Source organism: Rahnella sp. ATs2 (assembly GCF_051851855.1).
In the GTDB taxonomy this organism is placed as follows: Bacteria; Pseudomonadota; Gammaproteobacteria; order Enterobacterales; family Enterobacteriaceae; genus Rahnella; species Rahnella variigena.
In genome coordinates this window covers 1-19680 of the sequence record NZ_JBLYPL010000028.1, presented here as the reverse complement: position 1 = coordinate 19680, position 19680 = coordinate 1, and the positions used below count along the sequence as shown (strand labels likewise).

At 51.6% G+C, this 19680-nt stretch carries 14 protein-coding genes; 3 read left to right on the top strand and 11 right to left on the bottom strand.

Going from position 1 to position 19680, the window contains the following annotated elements:
* Positions 1-7: 7 nt before the first annotated feature.
* Positions 8-1870: an ABC transporter ATP-binding protein gene (locus ACJY2G_RS22680; protein WP_430320864.1), complete on the bottom strand. Its 1863-nt coding sequence runs from the start codon at positions 1868-1870 to the stop codon at positions 8-10.
* A 102-nt stretch (positions 1871-1972) separates the two neighbouring features.
* Positions 1973-3472 carry an MDR family MFS transporter gene (locus ACJY2G_RS22675; protein WP_120163501.1) on the bottom strand — a complete coding sequence of 500 codons (1500 nt, stop codon included), beginning with the start codon at positions 3470-3472 and terminating at the stop codon, positions 1973-1975.
* Between the two features lie 84 nt (positions 3473-3556).
* On the opposite strand from ACJY2G_RS22675, the gene ACJY2G_RS22670 reads away from it, so the two are divergent.
* Together ACJY2G_RS22670 and ACJY2G_RS22665 are read left to right on the top strand one after the other, a co-directional pair.
* Entirely contained in the window at positions 3557-4258 is a 702-nt protein-coding gene (locus ACJY2G_RS22670; protein WP_113876929.1) for a TetR/AcrR family transcriptional regulator, read from the top strand.
* 132 nt (positions 4259-4390) lie between these two features.
* Positions 4391-5605 carry an MFS transporter gene (locus ACJY2G_RS22665; protein WP_113876953.1) on the top strand — a complete coding sequence of 405 codons (1215 nt, stop codon included), beginning with the start codon at positions 4391-4393 and terminating at the stop codon, positions 5603-5605.
* On the opposite strand, the gene ACJY2G_RS22660 is transcribed toward ACJY2G_RS22665, so the two are convergent.
* From ACJY2G_RS22660 to ACJY2G_RS22645, 4 genes are all read right to left on the bottom strand, one after another.
* Positions 5577-6329, bottom strand: a complete 753-nt coding sequence (locus ACJY2G_RS22660; protein ID WP_113876928.1) for an isocitrate lyase/PEP mutase family protein — start codon at positions 6327-6329, stop codon at positions 5577-5579. The genes ACJY2G_RS22665 and ACJY2G_RS22660 overlap by 29 nt on opposite strands.
* 14 nt (positions 6330-6343) lie before the next feature.
* Positions 6344-7402, bottom strand: coding sequence for a bifunctional transcriptional activator/DNA repair enzyme AdaA (locus ACJY2G_RS22655; protein ID WP_430320855.1), 1059 nt, complete (start codon positions 7400-7402; stop codon positions 6344-6346).
* A gap of 150 nt (positions 7403-7552) precedes the next feature.
* Positions 7553-9712: a peptidyl-dipeptidase Dcp gene (dcp, locus tag ACJY2G_RS22650; RefSeq protein WP_430320856.1), complete on the bottom strand. Its 2160-nt coding sequence runs from the start codon at positions 9710-9712 to the stop codon at positions 7553-7555.
* 143 nt (positions 9713-9855) lie between these two features.
* Positions 9856-10791 (bottom strand): hypothetical protein, encoded by a 936-nt coding sequence (locus ACJY2G_RS22645; protein WP_430320857.1) that lies wholly within the window; start codon positions 10789-10791, stop codon positions 9856-9858.
* 196 nt (positions 10792-10987) lie between these two features.
* On the opposite strand from ACJY2G_RS22645, the gene ACJY2G_RS22640 reads away from it, so the two are divergent.
* Complete coding sequence (locus tag ACJY2G_RS22640) at positions 10988-11644, top strand: Qnr family pentapeptide repeat protein (protein ID WP_112288028.1); 657 nt, start codon at positions 10988-10990, stop codon at positions 11642-11644.
* A 15-nt stretch (positions 11645-11659) separates the two neighbouring features.
* On the opposite strand, the gene ACJY2G_RS22635 is transcribed toward ACJY2G_RS22640, so the two are convergent.
* From ACJY2G_RS22635 to ACJY2G_RS22615, 5 genes are read right to left on the bottom strand one after another with little or no spacing between them, the layout of a single operon-like run.
* On the bottom strand, positions 11660-12439 hold the full coding sequence (locus tag ACJY2G_RS22635) for a M48 family metallopeptidase (protein WP_430320858.1): 780 nt from the start codon (positions 12437-12439) through the stop codon (positions 11660-11662).
* A 7-nt stretch (positions 12440-12446) separates the two neighbouring features.
* Positions 12447-15764, bottom strand: coding sequence for a type I restriction endonuclease subunit R (locus tag ACJY2G_RS22630; RefSeq protein WP_430320859.1), 3318 nt, complete (start codon positions 15762-15764; stop codon positions 12447-12449).
* Between the two features lie 3 nt (positions 15765-15767).
* A complete protein-coding gene (locus ACJY2G_RS22625) occupies positions 15768-16802 on the bottom strand; it encodes a virulence RhuM family protein (protein WP_430320860.1) in 1035 nt (344 codons plus the stop codon).
* Positions 16802-18028, bottom strand: a complete 1227-nt coding sequence (locus tag ACJY2G_RS22620; protein WP_430320861.1) for a restriction endonuclease subunit S — start codon at positions 18026-18028, stop codon at positions 16802-16804. The genes ACJY2G_RS22625 and ACJY2G_RS22620 overlap by 1 nt, the downstream gene beginning before the upstream one ends.
* Positions 18021-19541 (bottom strand): type I restriction-modification system subunit M, encoded by a 1521-nt coding sequence (locus tag ACJY2G_RS22615; protein WP_430320862.1) that lies wholly within the window; start codon positions 19539-19541, stop codon positions 18021-18023. The genes ACJY2G_RS22620 and ACJY2G_RS22615 overlap by 8 nt, the downstream gene beginning before the upstream one ends.
* Between the last annotated feature and the right edge of the window lie 139 nt (positions 19542-19680).

Here is a 19680-nt window from a genome sequence, read left to right as displayed (position 1 = left end):
TCGGGCCTTAATCCATACCGACAAATCCACCGGTCTGATGTTGCCACAGGCGCGCATAAAGCCCGCCGTGCGCCAGCAGTTCGGCGTGATTGCCCATCTCGACAATCTGCCCTTTTTCCAGCACCACCAGCCGGTCCATTTTGGCAATGGTTGATAAACGGTGCGCAATGGCAATCACCGTTTTGCCGCCCATCAGCGTCTCCAGACTTTCCTGAATCGCCGCTTCCACTTCGGAATCCAGCGCTGACGTGGCTTCGTCCATGATCAGGATCGGCGCGTTTTTCAGCAATACGCGGGCAATCGCAATACGCTGACGCTGGCCGCCGGAGAGTTTGACGCCGCGCTCACCGACATGGGCATCCAGCCCGGTTCTGCCCAGCGAATCATAAAGCTGCGGAATGAATTCATCGGCACGCGCCTGACGGATTGCCAGCTGCAACTCTTCTTCCGTCGCTCCCGGCCTGCCGTACAGCAGGTTATCGCGTATAGAACGGTGCAGCAGCGAGGTGTCCTGCGTGATCATGCCGATTTGCGCGCGCAGGCTTTCCTGCGTGACCTCAGCGATATTCTGCTGGTCAATCACAATGCGCCCGCCGTCGATGTCATACAAACGCAGCAACAGGTTCACCAGCGTGGATTTCCCCGCGCCGGAAGGGCCGATCAGGCCGATCTTCTCGCCGGGGCGGATCGCCAGATCCAGATTGGGGATCACCCTTCCGCCTTTGCCAGAATTCTCTTTGCCGTAATTCTCTTTGCCATAATTAAATTGAATGTGATCAAAGTGGATCGCCCCCTGATCGACTTTGAGCGCTTTCGCCTGCGGTTGATCGGTGACGGTCAGCGGTTTTGCAATGGTGTGCAGGCCATCCTGAACCATGCCGATATTTTCGAAAATACCGTTCACCACCCACATGATCCAGCCGGACATATTCACGATACGGATCACCAGACCGGTCGCCAGCGCGATGGCTCCGACGCTTATCAGCGACTGCGTCCACAACCACAGCGCCAGACCCGTGGTGCTGACAATCAGCAAGCCATTCAGCGTGGTAATCGACACGTCCATGCCGGTGACCAGACGCCCCGCCAGCTGAGTTTTCTCAGTCTGTTCGGTAATCGCTTCGCGGGCGTATTTCTGCTCCAGATCGGTATGCGCGAACAGTTTCAGCGTGGTGATATTGGTGTAACCGTCAACAATGCAGCCCATCAGTTTCGAGCGCGCTTCCGACGACTGCACTGAACGTTGTTTCACGCGCGGCACGAAATAACGCAGACAAACACCGTAACCGAATATCCAGATAATCAGCGGGATCATCAGCCGCCAGTCCGCTTCAGCAAACAGGAACAGCGCACTGGCGGCGTAAATCACCACGTGCCAGATGGCATCCACCGCCTGCACCGCAGAATCGCGCAGCGAGTTACCGGTCTGCATAATGCGCTGGGCAATGCGTCCGGCGAAATCACTCTGGAAAAAGTTCAGGCTTTGTTTGAGGACATACTTATGATTCTGCCAGCGGATCATGCTGGTCATACCGGGGCTGATAGTCTGGTGAACCAGCAAATCATGCAGCCCGATAAATACCGGCCGCAGGATCATCGCCACCGCCGCCATCCACAACAGCTCGCCCATATGGTCGGTGAAAAAACTGCCCGGCGGAGTGTCTTTGGTCAGATCGATAATCTGACTGAGATAGCTGAACAGCGAGACTTCAATCAGCGCACAGACCAGCCCCACCACCAGCAAAATCGCAAAACTCGGCCAGACCTGGCGCAGGTAATAAAGATAGAAAGGCAGAACCTGATCCGGCGGCTCAGCAGCCGGTGCCTCACGGAAGATGTCGATCATTCGCTCGAAACGGCGAAACAGCATAGCGATCCCCTTTATGATTTCCCTGTCGGCGTTGCTGGTTTCCATGCCATTTCAACGCCGTAAAGGGCAAAGCTTAGTGCAAATCACGGAGATTACAGCCGGTTATTTCTTCAGCACCGCATCTTTTTGCAGCAGTGACAGGACAAACGCCAGCACCATGACGCAGGCCGCAATCAGATATACCGAGTGCAGCGCCGAGCCAAACGCCTGTAAATAATCATCGCGTATGGCGGTCGGTAATTCTTGTACTGCCTGCGCGCTGAGTGAGCGCGGAAGCACCGTACCTTCGGGGATCAGCGCCACCAGTTGATCACGCAGAACGTGGGTGAAAATCGCGCCAAACATCGCCACGCCGATAGAACCCCCAATCGAGCGGAACAGCGTCACACCGGAGGTCGCCACGCCCATTTGTTTCATCGAAACCGAGTTCTGCACCGCCAGCACCAGCACCTGCATCACCATCCCCAGACCGAAACCGAGCACGCCGATATAGAGATACAGCATATGTACCGGCGTACTGACTTTCAGAAAGCCCAGCAGCACCATGCCGGCGAAACTCAGTAACGTACCGATAATCGGGAAAATACGATAACGGCCAATACGGCTGATCAGACGCCCGCTGACTATCGAACTGAACAGCAATGCGCCCATCAGCGGCAACAACTGCATCCCTGCTCCCGACGGCGATGACCCTTTCACCACCTGCAGATACAGCGGCAGGAAAGTCATTGAGCCCATCAGCGACATGCCGATAATAAAGCTGATTGCGCAGCTCAGCAGGAAGGTGCGGTCGCGGAACAGACCCAGCGGAATGATTGGCTCTGCCGCCAGCGTCTCTTCGTAAATAAAGCCGCCAAGCGTCACGATACCGAACGCCAGAATGCACCACAGCTGCGGATCCGACCACTGATACACCGTGCCGCCTTCGCTGGTGAACAAAATGATGCAGGTCAGCGCCGCCGCGAGATAACCCGCGCCGAGAAAATCGATTTCATGGCGGATGCGCGCGCTTTGCGATTTCAGCGCCACGCCAATCACCAGCAGGGCAAAAATCCCCAGCGGCAGGTTGATGTAGAAAATCCAGCGCCACGAAATATGCTCCACCAGAAAACCACCGATCAGCGGCCCGATCACCGTCGCCAGACCAAATACGCCGCCGAACAGCCCCTGATATTTTCCGCGCTCTGACGGCGGAATGACATCACCGACCGCCGCCATACTGACCACCATCAGCCCGCCACCGCCCAGCCCTTGCAGGGCGCGCATCAGGATCAGCTGCGTCATGTTTTGCGCCAGCCCGCACAATACCGAACCGAGCAGGAACACAATAATCGCCGTTTGCAGCACGATTTTGCGTCCGAGCAGATCACCAAACTTACCGTATAGCGGCACCACAATCGTGGAAGCCAGCAGATAAGAGGTCACCACCCACGAGAGCTGATCCAGCCCGCCGAGCTCGCTGACGATAGTCGGCAACGCGGTAGACACAATCGTCTGGTCGAGTGCGGCCAGTAGCATCACCAGCATCAGCGCGGAGAACAGCAGCTTTATTGAAGGCTTCTCCTTCGCGACTTCGCTCTGTGCCGAATTTATTGTCGTCATGAATGACATCCTGACTTGTAATTAATTAACTGTATAATTAATATTGAAGCATCAAATTAATCTGGTCAATGGATCACCCCCCTTATGGCAGACAGAAAAATCTCAGAAACGGCGAGATCCGCACAAAAGGATCAAAAGCCAGAGACGACAACCGCGCGTCGTCCGGGCCGTCCGCGCAGTGCAAAATCCGGAGCAGATAAGCGTGAACTGCTGCTGGACGCGGCTCTGAAACTGTTTGCCCAATACGGCATCGCTGAAACGCCGCTGAGCATGATCGCCAAAGAAGCGGGCGTCACTACCGCCATGCTCCATTACTATTTCAGGACCCGCGAACAGCTTCTGGACGTGATGATCGACGAACGTTTTCAGCCGGTGCGTGCCGGATTTACCGACATTTTTGAAACACACGCCGACGACCCGCTGATGGCGATCACCCACATGGCGCAGTGCATGATTGATGCGGCAGAAAAATATCCGTGGGTGGCGCCGCTGTGGGTGCGCGAAGTCATCAGCGAAAGCGGCATGCTGAAAAAACGCATGGAAGAACGCAACGGCGACAAGAACCGCAAAATCGTGCATGAATGCATCACCCGCTGGCAGGCCGAAGGAAAACTGAACCCGGATCTGAACCCGGCATTGCTGTTTATTTCACTGTTCGGCCTGACGCTGTTCCCGATGGCCTCAATGAAAATGCGTCAGGAAGGCGCGTCGCCTATTTCCCCCGATATGCTGCGCAAACATGTCGCCCTTTTGCTGTTCCACGGCGTGGCACCGCAGAAGCCGTAAGGGAAATTCCGGCAAGCGCGGGGATAGCCGCGCAACTCTCTTAAATCCCTCTTTTTTGTAATGAAAAATACTGCGCAGACTCCTTTATGATGTAACGAAAATGTTGCCGTTACTCAGGGAATGCCGTTTAACATGAAGGGAATGCCGCCGTTAATTCTCGCGCTGTTAGCCAGTTCGTTAGTACTCACTATCGGACGAGGCGTCACACTGCCGTTTATCACGATTTATCTGACTGAGCACTATCATCTGTTGCCGAAAAGCGTCGGGATTATTCTCGGAGCCAGCCTGGCGATCGGCATTCTCAGCAGTCTGTACGGCGGTTATCTGGTGGATAAATTCAATCACCGGACGCTGATCACCGTTTCCGTCAGTCTGTTTGGTCTGAGCTTTTTACTGCTGCCGTTTCTGCCCAATGTGACCGGCGTTCTGCTGGTTCTGGCGCTGCTGAATGCTTCATATGCGCTGCTCAGCATCACGCTTAAAGCCTGTATCGCCAGCTGGTTGCCGGTGGAAAAACGGGTGAAAGCCTTTTCGATGAACTATACGCTGGTGAACGTCGGCTGGGCGGTGGGATCATCGCTGGGCGTCTGGCTGGCGGGTTTCAGCCCGATGCTGCCGTTCGTGATTTCCGGCGTGCTGGCACTGGGCACCGTGACTTCCCTGACCTGGGGATTGCGCAATATTCCGCATAAACCGCCGCAGACCACGCCTGAACAAAAACCGCTGCCCAAACCGAACCTTCGCCAGACATTGAGCATTCTCGCGCACGACCGCCGCCTGATTTACTTCACGCTGGGCAGTACGCTGGGGTCGATAGTGTTCGGGCAGTTCGCCGGTTATCTGTCGCAGTATCTGATCCTGGTGTCGGACGCGACCTTTGCCTACAAGATTATCGGCGCAGTGATGATCACCAACGCCGTGATTGTTATCGCTTTCCAGTACGTATTAAGCAGCCGGATGAAGCAAAATACGCTGCTGAAATGGCTGCTGCTCGGCACAATTTTCTTCATCATCGGCCTGATTGGCTTTATGACTGCCGGACAATCCGTACTGTTCTGGGTGATCGCCATGGCGATTTTCAGCTTCGGCGAACTGATCGTTATTCCGGTGGAATACATGTTTATCGACTTTATCGCGCCAGAAAACATGAAAGGTAGTTATTACGGGATGCAGAATCTGAGCAATCTCGGCGGCGCGATAAACCCGGTGATGTGCGGTTTTCTGCTCAGTTACGCCGCCCCGCCGGTGATGTTTATCGCGCTGATCGCCGCCTCGGTGGGCGGCCTGGTATTCTTCTGGATGGGACACCGGCTGGCGGCTAATACAGCGCGCGCGCCTGTTGTTTAAGGGTTTCCATCAGTCCGACATAAGGATAAGGGCCGTAGCTCAACCGACTGATACCCGCCGCAGTGAGTTCAGCCAGCGGCGGCGTCAGGCTGCTGGCCATAATATTCACCGGCAATGCTGAGACATCGCAAAGTTCGGCAATCAATCCAACGTCACTCAGACCTGGAACAAAAAACCCGCTGGCACCCGCATTCTGATAAGCAGTCAGCCGCTTTTTGACTTCGGCCATCAGCGCCGGATGTTGCGTGGCGTCAGGCTGCTGCAAAAAGACATCGGTTCGGGCATTGATAAATAGCGCAATTCCCTGAGACTCCGCCTCCTGACGAAGAGAGTTTAAAATCTCGCATTGTTCTCGTACTCCGTTCAGCGCGGATAATCCCAGTTGCTGATCCTCAACATTAATCCCCACCACACCGGCCTGCAAAAGCGCGCTCAGGTTGTCGCGGCGGGCTGCACCATAACCGGTTTCGAAATCCACCGTCAGCGGCAAACTAATAACTGAGGCAATACGTTGCACCGTGTGTAACAGGCTGGAAAAAGGCATGGCTTCGCCATCCTGATATCCCTGCGCCGCCGCACACGACCAGCTTCCGGTGGCGATGGCTTTTGCCCCCGCCTGCGCCACGGCCAGCGCGCTGCCCGCATCCCAGATGTTGTATAAAACGACCGGATTATATTTCTGGTGAAGCTCTGAAAATGCCACTGCCTGACTTTGCTGACTCATACCCTGCTCCTCGTTTAGCGGCTTAGCGCCATTCTTCGTTCGTGTTCAATCAGCCATCGCTTGCGCCATAATCCGCCGCCGTAACCGGTCAGCGAACCGTCGGCACCGATTACGCGATGACAAGGGATCAGAATTGAAATCTGGTTAGCACCGTTGGCACGTGCTACCGCGCGGGACGCCGTTGCCTGCCCGATATCTGCCGCCAGCGCGGAATAACTGCGCAGCTCACCTGCAGGAATGTCTCTGAGCGCATCCCAGACTTTACGGGTAAATAACGAGCCGAACTCTGCCAGCGGCGTGGCGAATGTGTGTGTTTCACCCGCGAAATAGGCCGTCAGCTCCTGTTCAACCTGATCAACCAGTGGCGTTCGTCCAAAAATAATTTCAGAGGATGTGAGCTGCTTCAGCCGCTCAATTTCATTCGGCAATGCCGGACGGTCAATAAACTCCAGCAGATACAGCGCCTCGCGACTGGCAATTGCCAGCATTGAACCGATGGGCGTATCCAGCCAGTCTGCTTTCAGAAACTGATGCTTTCTCGCCTGACTGGGGTTACTGCCGATTTGCCGGGTGATCGCTGCACGAAATCCGCTACCGGATCCAAAGCTGGCGTCCAGTTGCGCCTCAATCACGGCCTCACCGTGAGTAAGCGCATCGACACCTTTACCTACCCGCCGCAAACGCGCCATTTCCAGAAAGGTGATGCCAAACTGCCGTTTAAAGGCGCGGCGGACAGTGGAAGGATCGACATTCATCGCCTGCACATCGCCCTCGCTCCATTTTCTGTCCGGCTCATTTTCCAGCGCGGCCAGTAATTTCAGCACCAGCGGGTCTTTTTCGCCGCCCTGCATGAGCGGCCGGCAGCGTTTACACGGCCGGAATCCGGCTTCCATCGCGCTGACCATCGATGGATAAAATACGGAATTTTCACGTTTGGGTTTACGCGCGGGACAGGTCAGCCGGCAGAAAATACCGGTGCTTTTCACGCCGACAAAGGCAAAGCCATCGTAAGCAGGATCACGGGCAATCAGCGCAGCATAAAGAACATCATCGTCAGGCAAATCGAACAACATGATTTCACTCGCAGACCGGAGACATGGGGAAAAGCATAGGGGAATTTGAGCAGGGGTAGCGACGTTTTTCGGGCGTTGATTTTACCTTTTTCCGTTCACTACTTACGACAAGATAATACGTGCCCGGCGTGATACCGGGCACGGCTGCTTTTACTCTTCCAGCCCGCGGTTTTTCAGCATCGGCTCAATCGATGGCGCTTTGCCACGCCAGGTTTCGTAAAGCTTTTCGAGGTCTTCGCTGTTACCACGTGAGAGGATCTGGTCGCGGAATTTCTGACCATTCTCCCGCGTCAGCCCGCCCTGTTCAGTGATACCGGCAAAGGCATCGTCGGCCAGCATTTCGGTCCACAGGTAGGCGTAATATCCGGCCGCATAGCCATTACCCCAGATGTGCTGGAAATAGCTGGAACGGTAACGCGGCGGCACGTACGCCAGATTCACTTTATCTTTCGCCAGTGACTCCGCTTCGAACTTATCAACGTCCTGCTGCGGTGCGTCTGCGCTCAGACTGTGCCAGTGCATATCCAGCAGCGCCGCGGCCAGCAGCTCGGTCATGTCATACCCTTTGTTGAACTTACTGGCCTTCTCGATTTTGTCCTGCAAGGCCTGCGGCATCACTTCGCCGGTCTGATAATGTTTAGCGAAGTGAGTAAACACTTTCGGGTCGCTCGCCCAGTGCTCGTTAAACTGCGACGGGAACTCGACAAAATCACGCGGTGTCGCGGTGCCGGAAAGGCTCGGGTATTCCTGATCGGCAAACAAACCGTGCAGCGTATGACCAAACTCGTGGAACAGGGTGATGACATCGTCCCACGACAGCAATGCCGGTTGCCCTGCCGCCGGTTTCTGGAAGTTCGCCACGTTATAAATCACCGGCTTATTACCCAGTAATTTCGACTGATCGACGTAATTGCTCATCCACGCGCCGCCGCCTTTATTATCACGCTGATAATAATCGGCATAGAACAATGCCATTGATTTGCCGTCTTTATCGAACACCTCGAAAACCCGCACGTCCGGGTTATATACCGGCAGGTCTTTGCGCTCTTTAAACGTGATGCCGTACAGCACATTAGCGGCATAAAACACACCGTTCTCCAGCACGTTATTCAGCTCGAAATACGGTTTGATCTGCGCGTCGTCCAGATCATATTTCTCTTTGCGCACCTGCTGCGCATAGTGCTGCCAGTCCCAGGCAGCCACTTTAAAGCCCCCCTTCTGTTTATCGATTTCTGCCTGAATATCCTGCGCCTCACGCTGCGCGCGGGCGGTCGCGGCTGGCACAATTTTGTGCATGAAATCCAGTGCGGCTTGCGGCGTTTTCGCCATCTGATCTTCCAGCTTCCACGCGGCATAGCTCGGGAAACCCAGCACCTGAGCCTGCTCCGCGCGGACTTTTGCCAGCTTCGCAATCAGCGTACGGGTGTCGTTGGCATCGCCTTTTTCAGCGCGATTGATGGAAGCTTCATACAGCGCTTTGCGCGTGTCACGGTCATCCAGCGACTGTAATAACGGCTGCTGAGTGGTGTTTTGCAGCACCAGCAGCCAGGCGTTGTCCAGCTTGCGGTCTTTGGCGGCCTGCGCGGCTGCCGATAACTCAGCATCACTTAGCCCGGAAAGCTGCGCTTTATCTTTCACCGTCAGGCCGCCCGCTTTGGTCGCGGCCAGCAATTTGTTGGTGAACTGCGTGCTGAGCGTCGCGGCCTGCTGGTTCAGCGCCTTGAGTTTGTCTTTATCCGCATCAGAAAGATTGGCACCAGCCAGCTCGAAATCTTTAAACGTCACGTCGATCAGGCGTTGTGATTCGGGGGAAATTTTCAGGCTGCTACGCTGGTCATACACCGCTTTCAGCCGCGCAAACAGTTTGCTGTTGAGATGGATACTGTCATCCATCGCTGCCAGTTCAGGCGACGTGTCTTCGTCGATTTTTTGCAGCGTGTCGTTGGTATTTGCGCCGGTCATCGCGCCAAAAACATTTTGTACGCGCTGCAGCATGACGCCGGATTTTTCCAGCGCCACATAAGTATTTTCAAAAGTAGGCGGCGCTGTATCGTTAGCGATTTTATCGACTTCAGCCAGTTTCTGGCGAATGCCTTCCAGAATGGCCGGCTCGTAATCGCTGTCTTTATAGAGATTAAATTGTGGCGCCTGATATTCCAGCGGGCTGGGTTTCAGAAATGGGTTATCTGCTTTGATGGCGTGATTCATAACGTGCTCCTGCATTGGTGCCGGTGCAGATGTGGATTGTGCAGCGGCTGCATATTGGCTGCATGCCAGAGTTAAAGAGAGAAAAAGAGGAGAGAGACGCATTTTTGGATTTTCCTTTGCCTGAGTTCCTTTAAGTCTTTGAGCATAGTAACAGGCAGGGAATTGGGCAAAATTGACAGGGTAGAATTTGCCCACAAACCGATTCGTTCTTAATCAAGGTCGACTACTTTTCACACCGCAGGCTGTCAGTCTTCTGCCTCTGAGCTGTCTGAACCTGAGCCGAAGAAATCACTACCATAAGAGTCTTCATCACTGTCACTTGAACTGGAACTGCTCATCCGTGGCTTGTAATGCTCCATATGGATTGCATATTCATCAGATTTTATGCCAACCATTTTCGGAACACGGATCTCCGGCCGGAAAAAACTGTTCACTACGTTAGACAGTTGTGCGTTATTTCTGGCAGACAGGATTATTGTCTGATCTGCGGGCGGTAAACTCCGGCTATCTAAAATAATAGAATACGTCAGTCCTAAAATGGAGAGCATCTTCCCGTTAAAAATTATCGACAGACGATTAAACGCCCTTTTTTCTAATATATTAACCGCCTCCCGGCTCAGTTCTGGAATATGACATCTCGGCATCACTAAAGCGACCTGATCCGTTAGCACCAGCGATGAATTTCGAAAAACAGGATGAGAATAGGCTATTTTATAAAATATACTGCCAAAGCGACTTGAGGATTTCAGTAATGGTGAACCCACTTCTAAAGAAAAAAATACATAACCGTCATTTCCCAACATCGAAATATCTATAGGCTGAGTGTTACCTGCATTAAACCGGACCCCCTTACTGATTAATTTCTTCCTCGAATATAAAATCAGATCGTTGTTCTCATTGACCACATCAAGTGAATCTGTACAGTGAACAGCATAGAAAGGTGCCTGAGACAGGGTATTAAAAAAACTCTGCTCCTGAATCGTCAATTTACCCAGTGCTATTCGTAATGCGTGATAGTTATGCACAGAATAATCATCTATCGTTTTCTTGCCGGGCTGCCACAGAATACCATTACGCATCATGCTCTCACTGGTTTGTAAAGACCATCTGTTGCGGGTATTGTGTAAGATCTTCTCGCCTGCTGTCTTTTTGGTGAGAAATTTTTTATCCGGTGCAAGCATATATTAATGCTCCATATTCAAAAATAAATAATGAAGAGATTAAAATAAAACATCTTCATAGCCACTTACTTAGTAATTAATCAGATTGAAAATATTATAAAGTAAAGCAAACTACTGATAATATAAAATCATTAACGTGTCCTGGTTCTTCTGATAACCTATTTATAACTGAAATACAAAATTAACAGGATTGAGGATGTTCACCAATCAAGTATTCACTGACCAGCGTTTTAGCGTGAAGCAATTCACCGGCGAGACACTGGAGAACTGCCGCTTCTACCGCTGCCGGTTCGACAGCACCGATCTGTCAGAAACCGCATTTGTCGATTGTCTTTTTTACGATGATGAAGAACAAAAAGGCTGCTCTTTCCAGCATGCAAAATTGCAGGATGCCAGCTTTAAGCGCTGTGATCTGACGATGGCAGATTTCAAAAACATTCAGGCGCTGGGCTGTGAAATCCGTGAATGCAAAGCCACCGGCGCAGATTTCAGCGGTGCCAGCTTTATGAATATGATCACCTCGCGCACCTGGTTTTGCAGCGCCTTCATGACCAAAAATAACTTCAGCTACGCCAACTTCAGCAAAGTCATTCTGGAGAAATGCGAGTTATGGGAAAACCGCTGGACCGGAGCAAACGTGCAGGGCGCAAACTTAAGCGGCTCCGACCTTTCCGGCGGCGAATTCACCGAGTTCGACTGGAATAACGTCAATATCACCCATTGCGACCTGACGAATTCAGATCTGGGCGAACTGAACATCCGTAAAGTCGATCTCGATGGCGTGAAAATCGACGACTGGCAGCAAAGCCATTTGCTGGAAAAGTTGGGGATGATTGTGATCCATTCGAAATAAATATTTCAGACAGCGTTACGCCCGATGGCTGCCATTCAATAACGCCGCCGCCATACTATCAAGGTGCGTTTTCACCTTCTCCCAGTGCGGCATCACCTGCTTCATCAGGCGATAAAACTGCTCGCTATGGTTATGCTCCGCCAGGTGGCACAATTCATGCAAAATCACATAATCGATGCTTTCCCGTGGCGCTTTGACCAGATGGGGATTCAGGGTTATACGCCCCAGCGGTGAACAACTGCCCCATTGAGTTTGCATGGTTTGCACGCGCAGCGGCGGTCTTTCACTCACCCACAGCGCCTGAATGAGCATCTCCTCCAGCCTTCGGGCGAACACCTCTTTGGCGCGGTCTTTGTACCATTCATTGAGCAAAACGCGGATGCGCTCGGGATTCTTTTCCCGCACCGTAATTTCAAGCTTACCGCGCAGCATTTTGACCCGTGGCTTCTCTTGCGGTTCCACCAGGATTTTCAGCATGTATTGCTTGCCGAGATAATAATGGCTTTCACCGCTGATATATTGCCGTTCGGTCAGATGCTCCTGCTGGGCGCGGAAATCCCGCAGTTGTTGCCAGATCCAGCGTCCGCGTTTTTTAACCGCACCGAGCACTTCTTCATCGGAACTGTTTTCCGGCGCAGCCACCTGCACCCGGCAATCCGGATGCACTTTGATCAACACCTTACTTTTCTGACTGCGCCGGGTGCTGATTTCAAAGCAAATGCGCTCATCGCCATAGTGAAAGCACTGATCAGGCGAATATTTACGTGGCCGGGGAACCGCAATTCTTACGCTCATATTTCCCCTATATGCCCGATAAGCCAACGCGGGTGATTTGCACCACGCTTTCGACAATCATATTCACCTGATGGATACCCGCCCCGACGTCTTTGCACTGCTGAAATAACATCGGCAACAGACGGGTACGAATGGCAGCTTCAATATTTTGCGTATTAATGGAATTCTCGGTAACGGCACAGTCAACCTCAGCATCAACCACAAAAGCCAGATCGGTCCAGTTCTTCTCGACCTGCTTATCTGCCGTTGCGAACACCTGCGGCAAGGTTTTTTTAAACACGCCGTAGTAGGCCTGCGCATGCTTGTTGCTGCCAAATGCATCAGGAATATCCTGCAGGCGACGGTTTTCAACGTCCTGCATAAATTCGGAGTACAGCAGGTATTGTTTGGAAGGATGATCGAACTGTTTTTCGGCTTCTTCGATGGTTTTCATCAGCAACGCAGAGAAGGCTTCCCGCGCGTAGGGATCATCATGCAAATCCTGCTCAATCATTTTGGTTACACGGGTTTTGATGATATCGGTTTCGTTACGCGTTTTATCTTCCGACCAGGAGGCATCCGGTGTTTTCGGCTTTTGCTGACCCATTTTAGACACGCTATACACCGCATCAGGCTCTTTTATCTGCACGCCCACCACGTGTTTATCCAGCAGCTTTTTCACCTGGTCAGCGTATTCGTCATAATCTACCGTTTCACCGGCATCCGCTTTTATCTGTAAACGCAAAATCGAAAGTTGCCTGACCGTATCTTTGTAATTTTTGCGGTCAGCATCGGTAAAGCTGCTGTCTTCAAAGAAGGTCGCTGACTGCAATGCCACTTTCAGGCAACTGGCAAAGGCACTGAGAGCCTCGTAAAAATCTTCACGACGTTTCAGGTGAATATCGACAAACTCGCCGTGGCGAAGCTCCATTTTGGGCACCAGCGCCTGACGTAATTGTTCCGGGTCACTTTGATTCGTCACCCCGTCAAATATCGCCCACAGGGTGTTATAGAGTAAAGGCAGGCGTTTATATTCGCTGCTCATCTGATTATACAAACCGTCGATATCATGGATGTCATAACCGCCCTGCGTTCGTGAGGCCAGATCCTGATATTTGGCGATGGTCGTATCCAGTTCGGCCAGCACACCGCGGTAGTCGATCAGCAATCCTTCTTTTTTCTTGTCATGCAGCCGGTTTACACGGGCGATCGCCTGGATCAGGTTATGGCCTTTCAGCGATTTATCGATATACAACACGGCGTTCTGCGGCTCATCAAAACCGGTGAGTAATTTATCGATCACGATCAGCAGCTTAAGTTGCTCATCTTTCTCAAAACGTTTAATCAGATCGCGGGTATATTTCTGCTCATCCTGACTGCCGACATTGTCTTTCCACCACTTCGAGACTTCCGGCAGAGTGGCTTCGTCGATGCTGGTATTGCCCTCACGGGTATCTGGCGGACTCATGACCACAGCAGATTCAAACAATCCGGCCTCATCGAGGTACTTTTTATATTTGATCGCCGAGAGTTTGCTGTCGCACGCCAGCTGGCCTTTCAGACCCTCCGTAATATGTTTACTGAAATGGTTGGCGACATCCAGAGCGATCAGCCGGATACGATCATCAGAGCTTTGAACTGCACCTTTGCGGGAGTATTTGCGTTTTAAATCGGCTTTTTGCGTGTCACTCAGTCCTTCTGTGATGCGTTCAAACCAGCTGTCGACGGCTTTCTCATTCACGTTCAGCTCAGGCTTTCGCTCTTCATACAGCAATGGGGAAACGGCTTTGTCTTCCACCGCACGTTGCATGGTATAAGCGTGAACAATCGGGCCAAACTTATTGGTGGTTTTATCATCTTTCAGTAATGGCGTACCGGTAAAAGCCACAAAAGCCGCGTTGGGCAACGCCAGTTTCATGCGGATATGATTTTCACCGCCCTGACTGCGGTGGCCTTCGTCGATCAGCACGACGATATTCGGGTCGTCGTTAAAACACTCCGGCAATTCTGTTGCGGAGGTAAATTTCTGGATCAGCGAGAAGATAATTCGCTCTTTGCCTTTGCCGATTTGCTGCGCCAGACGCGCGCCCGAGGTCGCCATGGCTTTCTGATGATCGTGCTTGCCGGGCAGCTGATCGCCCGACAGAAAACTGTTACTCAGCTGAGTCTGTAAATCCACGCGGTCAGTCACGACGATGAAGCGGCAGGCTTTCAGCGATTCATCCAGCAGTAACGCTTTGCTGAACAACACCATCGTCAGCGATTTCCCGGAACCTGTGGTATGCCATATCACGCCGCCTTCACGACCCCCCTGCGCATTTTTGAGTTTGATGCGCTCAGTCAGTCGCTTAATGCCAAACACCTGCTGATAACGGGCAATCACACGGCCAATCTTATTATCGAACAGCGTATACAGGCGGGTCATGTCCAGCAAACGCGCCGGCAATAACAGACTGATGAGCATCTGATCCTGACCGGTGACAGCCAGCTGACCGCCGGCAATCAGGTTCTGATACCAGGCGATATCTTGCGGTTTACGGTGGCTAAACAGCGAGGCGATTTGTTGCGTACTGAGCTTTTTGTTTTTTACCGCCAGCATTTCAGCGTCGGTAATATCTTCTTCCCGCCAGCCGCCCCAGAATTTAAGCGGAGTCCCGCAGGTGGCGTAGCGCCCGTCGTTGCCGTTAACAGAAAGCAAAATCTGGCTGTAGACGAATAACTGCGGAATTTCGTCATGCATCTGATTACGCAGGTTTTGGGAAATACCTTCTTCGAGGGTCGGGCCTTTTTTGCCCTGACTGACAGGGCGCTTGGCCTCGATCACTACCATCGGAATGCCATTCACAAAACCGACGATATCCGGTTTACGGCAGTCATAATATGAAGAACCAATGCCACCCGTGCGGGTGACACGAAATTCTTCGGTGACCAGAAAACTGTTGCTGGCGATGTTGTTCCAGTCAATCAGTGAAACCGTCTGGTTGGTTTTACGGCCATCCACAAATTCAGTGACGGCGATACCGTACAGCAAATGGTTGTACATCCGCTGATTCGCCTGCCTCAGGCCTTCATTCAGCGCCGGACTGCAGACTTCACTGATAATATTTTCGATAGATTTTTCAGAAAGCGGATGCGCTTTACCCGCGTAATGAAAACGGCGGGTTTGCAGCACACGGCGCAACTCTTCACGCAATACCACCTGATCCTGTTTGCCGTGACGGGCATCCAGCGCCTGTTGCGGCGAAAGAAAGCGCCAGCCCATATTCGCCATCAGCGTCAGGGCGGGTAATTTGGCGATGTATTCTTCTTCGTATTTCGGCGGGGTATGCATTTCGGGTTGCGACATCAGTTAGTCCTTTTTCTGCGCAATGGCGCGAAGTGCTTCGATATTACTTTTGGCACCTTCGGCCTCTTTCAGGCGGCGACGTTGTTCGGCAAATTGTTCATATTGCTGACAGGCTTTTTCATCAGCTTCTTTTTTACTGGTTTTCCCTGCACCCTGCAAAATATCCAGTTCATTGAAATTGAGAAATTGCTCAAGCTTATCCTGCCAGCTTTTTAAGAATATTTGCTGACGGCGTTTGGTTTGATCTTCGGCGTAATCCAGCCACATGGAAATAATGCGGTTGAGCTGATCGATTTCATCTTCTCGCAGGTAATTTTTGGCGATGGTGATATCGGTTTTACCCACGTTGTCATATTTAAAGCTGGTCAGCCCCATATCCGGCTGGCTGGCGTCCGCACGCTGAGCAATAATTTCCGCCGCCGTCAGGCCGGTACAGGCATAATGCAGTTTATTCTGAATCGCCTGAAAGAAACGGGCAGTGTCTTTGTCCGAGGGCTGATAATCCGCCGCCATGGCAAAAATATCCTTAATGCGCAGATACACCCGACGTTCACTGGCGCGAATATCGCGGATACGCTCGAGCATCTCATCGAAATAATCCGGCACCACCGATTGCCCGACCGGCGGATTTTTCAGCCGCACGTCGTCCATCACAAACCCTTTAATCACATATTCCTGCAAGGTTTGCGTTGCCCACTGGCGGAACTGCGTGCCACGGGACGACCGGACGCGGTAACCGACGGAGAGGATCACCGACAAATTATAGTGCCGTATTTGCCGGCTAATCTCCCTTGCACCTTCAGTTTGAACTTGTAAGTAATCCTTACAGGTTGAACTTTGAGCAAGTTCACCTTCTGCATAGACGGCCTTTATATGCTGAGTAATGGCCTGCGGTGTTATCTGATAAAGCGCGGACATGGCAGCCTGAGAAAGCCACAACGTGTCCGACTCAAATCGGCATTCCAGCCGCACACGCCCGTCAGCGCTTTGAAACAGAACAAATTCTCCCGCCGGAGCCGTTGCCACTTTCTCATCCATCAGGCTGCCTCCACCTTCACCCGGCGCTTACCGGTCAGCAATTGCTGCATTAACGCGGCCTTTTCCTGCTTCAGGAAGGCCAGTTTCTTTTGCAGCAGGTCGATCTCATTATCGGCAGCGGTAAGGATGGCGGCGATTTTTTGTTGTTCCGGGAGTGGGGGGAGTTTTAGAGAAAAATCTTTAACCATTCCTGCATTTAAATTCGCCTGAGTTCCTTGCTGACCCTGTAATTTCACCTCTTCCTTTAGTGAGGAAAGGAAATAGTAAATATAGAGATAAAATACATTTTCATTTGGTCGAATACCCAGAATGGCCTGAGAAGAAGCAACCGCTACTTTTGCTATACTGCACTCACCAATAGAAGCATACATCGCATACAAAATAGTATTGACTGGGTATACCCGAGCAGAACTATTATCAATTCCTTCCTGAGTGAGATTTCTTTCTGTTCGTGAGATCCACATACCTTGTTTAGTCATATCTGCAATTGAAACCCAAGGAATCTCCCCGCCATAATATTCGGAAACAGTTGATTTTGGCGTTCCACCACTACTCATTTGACAAACATTTCCTAACCTTACTTGTTCCCACTCCCCCTCAAACCCCGGCAGCCGCTTCTTCCCCGTCAACAAACTCTGCATCAGCGCTTTTTTCTGCTGCTGGCTGTTGCCGATCAGTTTTTCGGTGGTCGCAATCGCTTTATCCCAGGTTGAGAGGATTTGGGCGATTCTTTCCTGTTCACGCTTATTATCGCTTATAAACAATGGAAGCTCAGACAATATGGATGTATTCATATTCAACATTGTCTGACCGACTGCATTTTGTTCCAACCATGTTTTAACAGTATCTAATTGTAGACAGTACATCAAAAACTCAGATGAATAATTTTCAGTCGGGGAAGCTTTTAAACATCCTGTTCCACAGAGTGCGCCAATACTATTGCCTTCAATCAAAGCAAATCTAGCAACATCTCCTCGACGACTAAAAAGTAGATCGCCTTTTTTAAGCGTGTGTTTTTTAAGATCAACTGCTCTTTCAGGTGGAATTTTAGCAGCACTACCTAAATCAGCCCGGCAATTAATTAAATCCTTGGGCATTAATACTGGAATCCCTACTTCGCTATATTCATGCGAATACAATTGACTTCCAAAAGGACCCGTTTGCAATTTCCCGTTACAGATCATTCCAAGTGTCTTTACACCCCAACCCGCCGGAACCTTACTCATAACCCAGCTCCTTCAGATATCCCGCCATTTCCGCTTCCAGCGCATCTAGCTGAGCGGTTATTGCCAGACGTTCCTCACGCACCGCCACCAGATCAATCTCTTCTTCTTCCTCGAAGGTATCGACATAACGCGGAATATTCAGGTTGTAGTCGTTTTCCTGAATTTCTTTCAGGCTGGCGATATACGCGTATTTATCTACGCTGCCACCTTCGCGATAAGTCGCGATGATTTTGGCGATATTTTCCGGGCTGAGCTCGTTCTGGTTTTTACCGGATTTATATTCCCGGCTGGCATCGATAAACAGCACATTGTTGTCGATTTTATCTTTCTTAAAGAGAAGGATCGCCGCCGGAATGCCGGTGCCGTAAAACAGTTTTTCCGGCAGGCCGATCACCGCATCAAGCAGGTTTTCTTCAATCAGTTGCTGACGAATTTTCCCTTCACTGGAGCCACGGAACAGCACGCCGTGCGGCACGACTACGCCCATACGACCGGTGGCAGGTTTCAGGGTTTCGATCATATGCGAGATAAACGCATAGTCGCCTTTGGTTTTTGGCGGAATACCCCGGTGGAAGCGGTTGAATTTATCAGTTTCCGCATCCGCATGGCCCCATTTATCCAGGCTGAACGGCGGGTTGGCGGTAACGATATCAAACAGCATCAGGTCGCCGTTTTTATCCAGCAATTTCGGGTTGCGGATGGTATCGCCCCACTCGATTTTGTGGTTGTCTTCGCCGTGCAGGAACATGTTCATTTTTGCCAGCGCCCAGGTGGAGCCGATGGCTTCCTGACCGTACAAAGCATAATGCTTTGAACCGTGATTCGTGCGCACACGGGCACCGCATTTGATCAGCAATGACGCCGAACCACAGGCCGGATCGCAAATGGTATCGCCCGGTTGCGGATCCAGCAGTTCCGACATTAAATCCGACACTTCCGGCGGGGTATAAAACTCACCGGCTTTCTGCCCGCCACTGGCGGCAAATTTCTTGATCAGGTATTCGTAAGCGTTACCGATGACATCCAGCGTGCCGACGCGGCTCGGTTTGAGGTTCAGTTCCGGTTTATCAAAATGCTCGATAAGTTCGCGCAGAATGCCGTTCTTCTGCTTTTCTTCACCGAGTTTATCGGTGTTGAAAGAAATATCCTGGAACACGCTTTTACCAGCATCCTTAAGTTTGGTGCCGTTGGCTTCTTCAATAGCGTGCAGCGCCTGATCGATACGTTCGCCGTTTTTGGCTTCGTGACGACGGGCGTAAATGGCGTAATAACTGGCCTCTTTCGGCAGGACAAAACGCTCACTTTTCATCAGCGCTTCGATCAGTTCCGGCGAATCACCGTGCTCTTTGGCGTAAGTGTCGTAATGATCCTGCCAGACGTCAGAGATGTATTTCAGAAACAGCATCGTCAGGATGAAATCTTTGTAGGTATCCGCGCTGATGGTGCCACGGAACGTGTCACAGGCGTCCCAAAGTGCTTTGTTAATGTCGTCTTGTTTTACTTTATCGTTCATTCGGGTCCGTCACTCTTTATCGTTCGGTGAAAAGCATGGCGGCATTCTACCCTTATCACTGCTTTGCAAAAATAGCGCGTTTCCCCATTGCCAAAATGCAGGTGTAAAAAAACCGCCCCGAAGGGCGGTTCCTCTACTG

What these genes read in the sequence shown, in the direction of transcription:
- ACJY2G_RS22645 (WP_430320857.1), bottom strand. Translation starts at nt 10,791, where the DNA reads ATGCTTGCACCGGATAAAAAATTTCTCACCAAAAAGACAGCAGGCGAG.
- ACJY2G_RS22655 (WP_430320855.1), bottom strand. Translation starts at nt 7,402, where the DNA reads ATGTTGTTCGATTTGCCTGACGATGATGTTCTTTATGCTGCGCTGATT.
- ACJY2G_RS22625 (WP_430320860.1), bottom strand. Translation starts at nt 16,802, where the DNA reads ATGGATGAGAAAGTGGCAACGGCTCCGGCGGGAGAATTTGTTCTGTTT.
- ACJY2G_RS22670 (WP_113876929.1), top strand. Translation starts at nt 3,557, where the DNA reads ATGGCAGACAGAAAAATCTCAGAAACGGCGAGATCCGCACAAAAGGAT.
- ACJY2G_RS22675 (WP_120163501.1), bottom strand. Translation starts at nt 3,472, where the DNA reads ATGACGACAATAAATTCGGCACAGAGCGAAGTCGCGAAGGAGAAGCCT.
- ACJY2G_RS22665 (WP_113876953.1), top strand. Translation starts at nt 4,391, where the DNA reads ATGAAGGGAATGCCGCCGTTAATTCTCGCGCTGTTAGCCAGTTCGTTA.
- ACJY2G_RS22635 (WP_430320858.1), bottom strand. Translation starts at nt 12,439, where the DNA reads ATGAGCGTAAGAATTGCGGTTCCCCGGCCACGTAAATATTCGCCTGAT.
- ACJY2G_RS22660 (WP_113876928.1), bottom strand. Translation starts at nt 6,329, where the DNA reads ATGAGTCAGCAAAGTCAGGCAGTGGCATTTTCAGAGCTTCACCAGAAA.
- dcp (WP_430320856.1), bottom strand. Translation starts at nt 9,712, where the DNA reads ATGCGTCTCTCTCCTCTTTTTCTCTCTTTAACTCTGGCATGCAGCCAA.
- ACJY2G_RS22630 (WP_430320859.1), bottom strand. Translation starts at nt 15,764, where the DNA reads ATGTCGCAACCCGAAATGCATACCCCGCCGAAATACGAAGAAGAATAC.
- ACJY2G_RS22680 (WP_430320864.1), bottom strand. Translation starts at nt 1,870, where the DNA reads ATGCTGTTTCGCCGTTTCGAGCGAATGATCGACATCTTCCGTGAGGCA.
- ACJY2G_RS22615 (WP_430320862.1), bottom strand. Translation starts at nt 19,541, where the DNA reads ATGAACGATAAAGTAAAACAAGACGACATTAACAAAGCACTTTGGGAC.
- ACJY2G_RS22640 (WP_112288028.1), top strand. Translation starts at nt 10,988, where the DNA reads ATGTTCACCAATCAAGTATTCACTGACCAGCGTTTTAGCGTGAAGCAA.
- ACJY2G_RS22620 (WP_430320861.1), bottom strand. Translation starts at nt 18,028, where the DNA reads ATGAGTAAGGTTCCGGCGGGTTGGGGTGTAAAGACACTTGGAATGATC.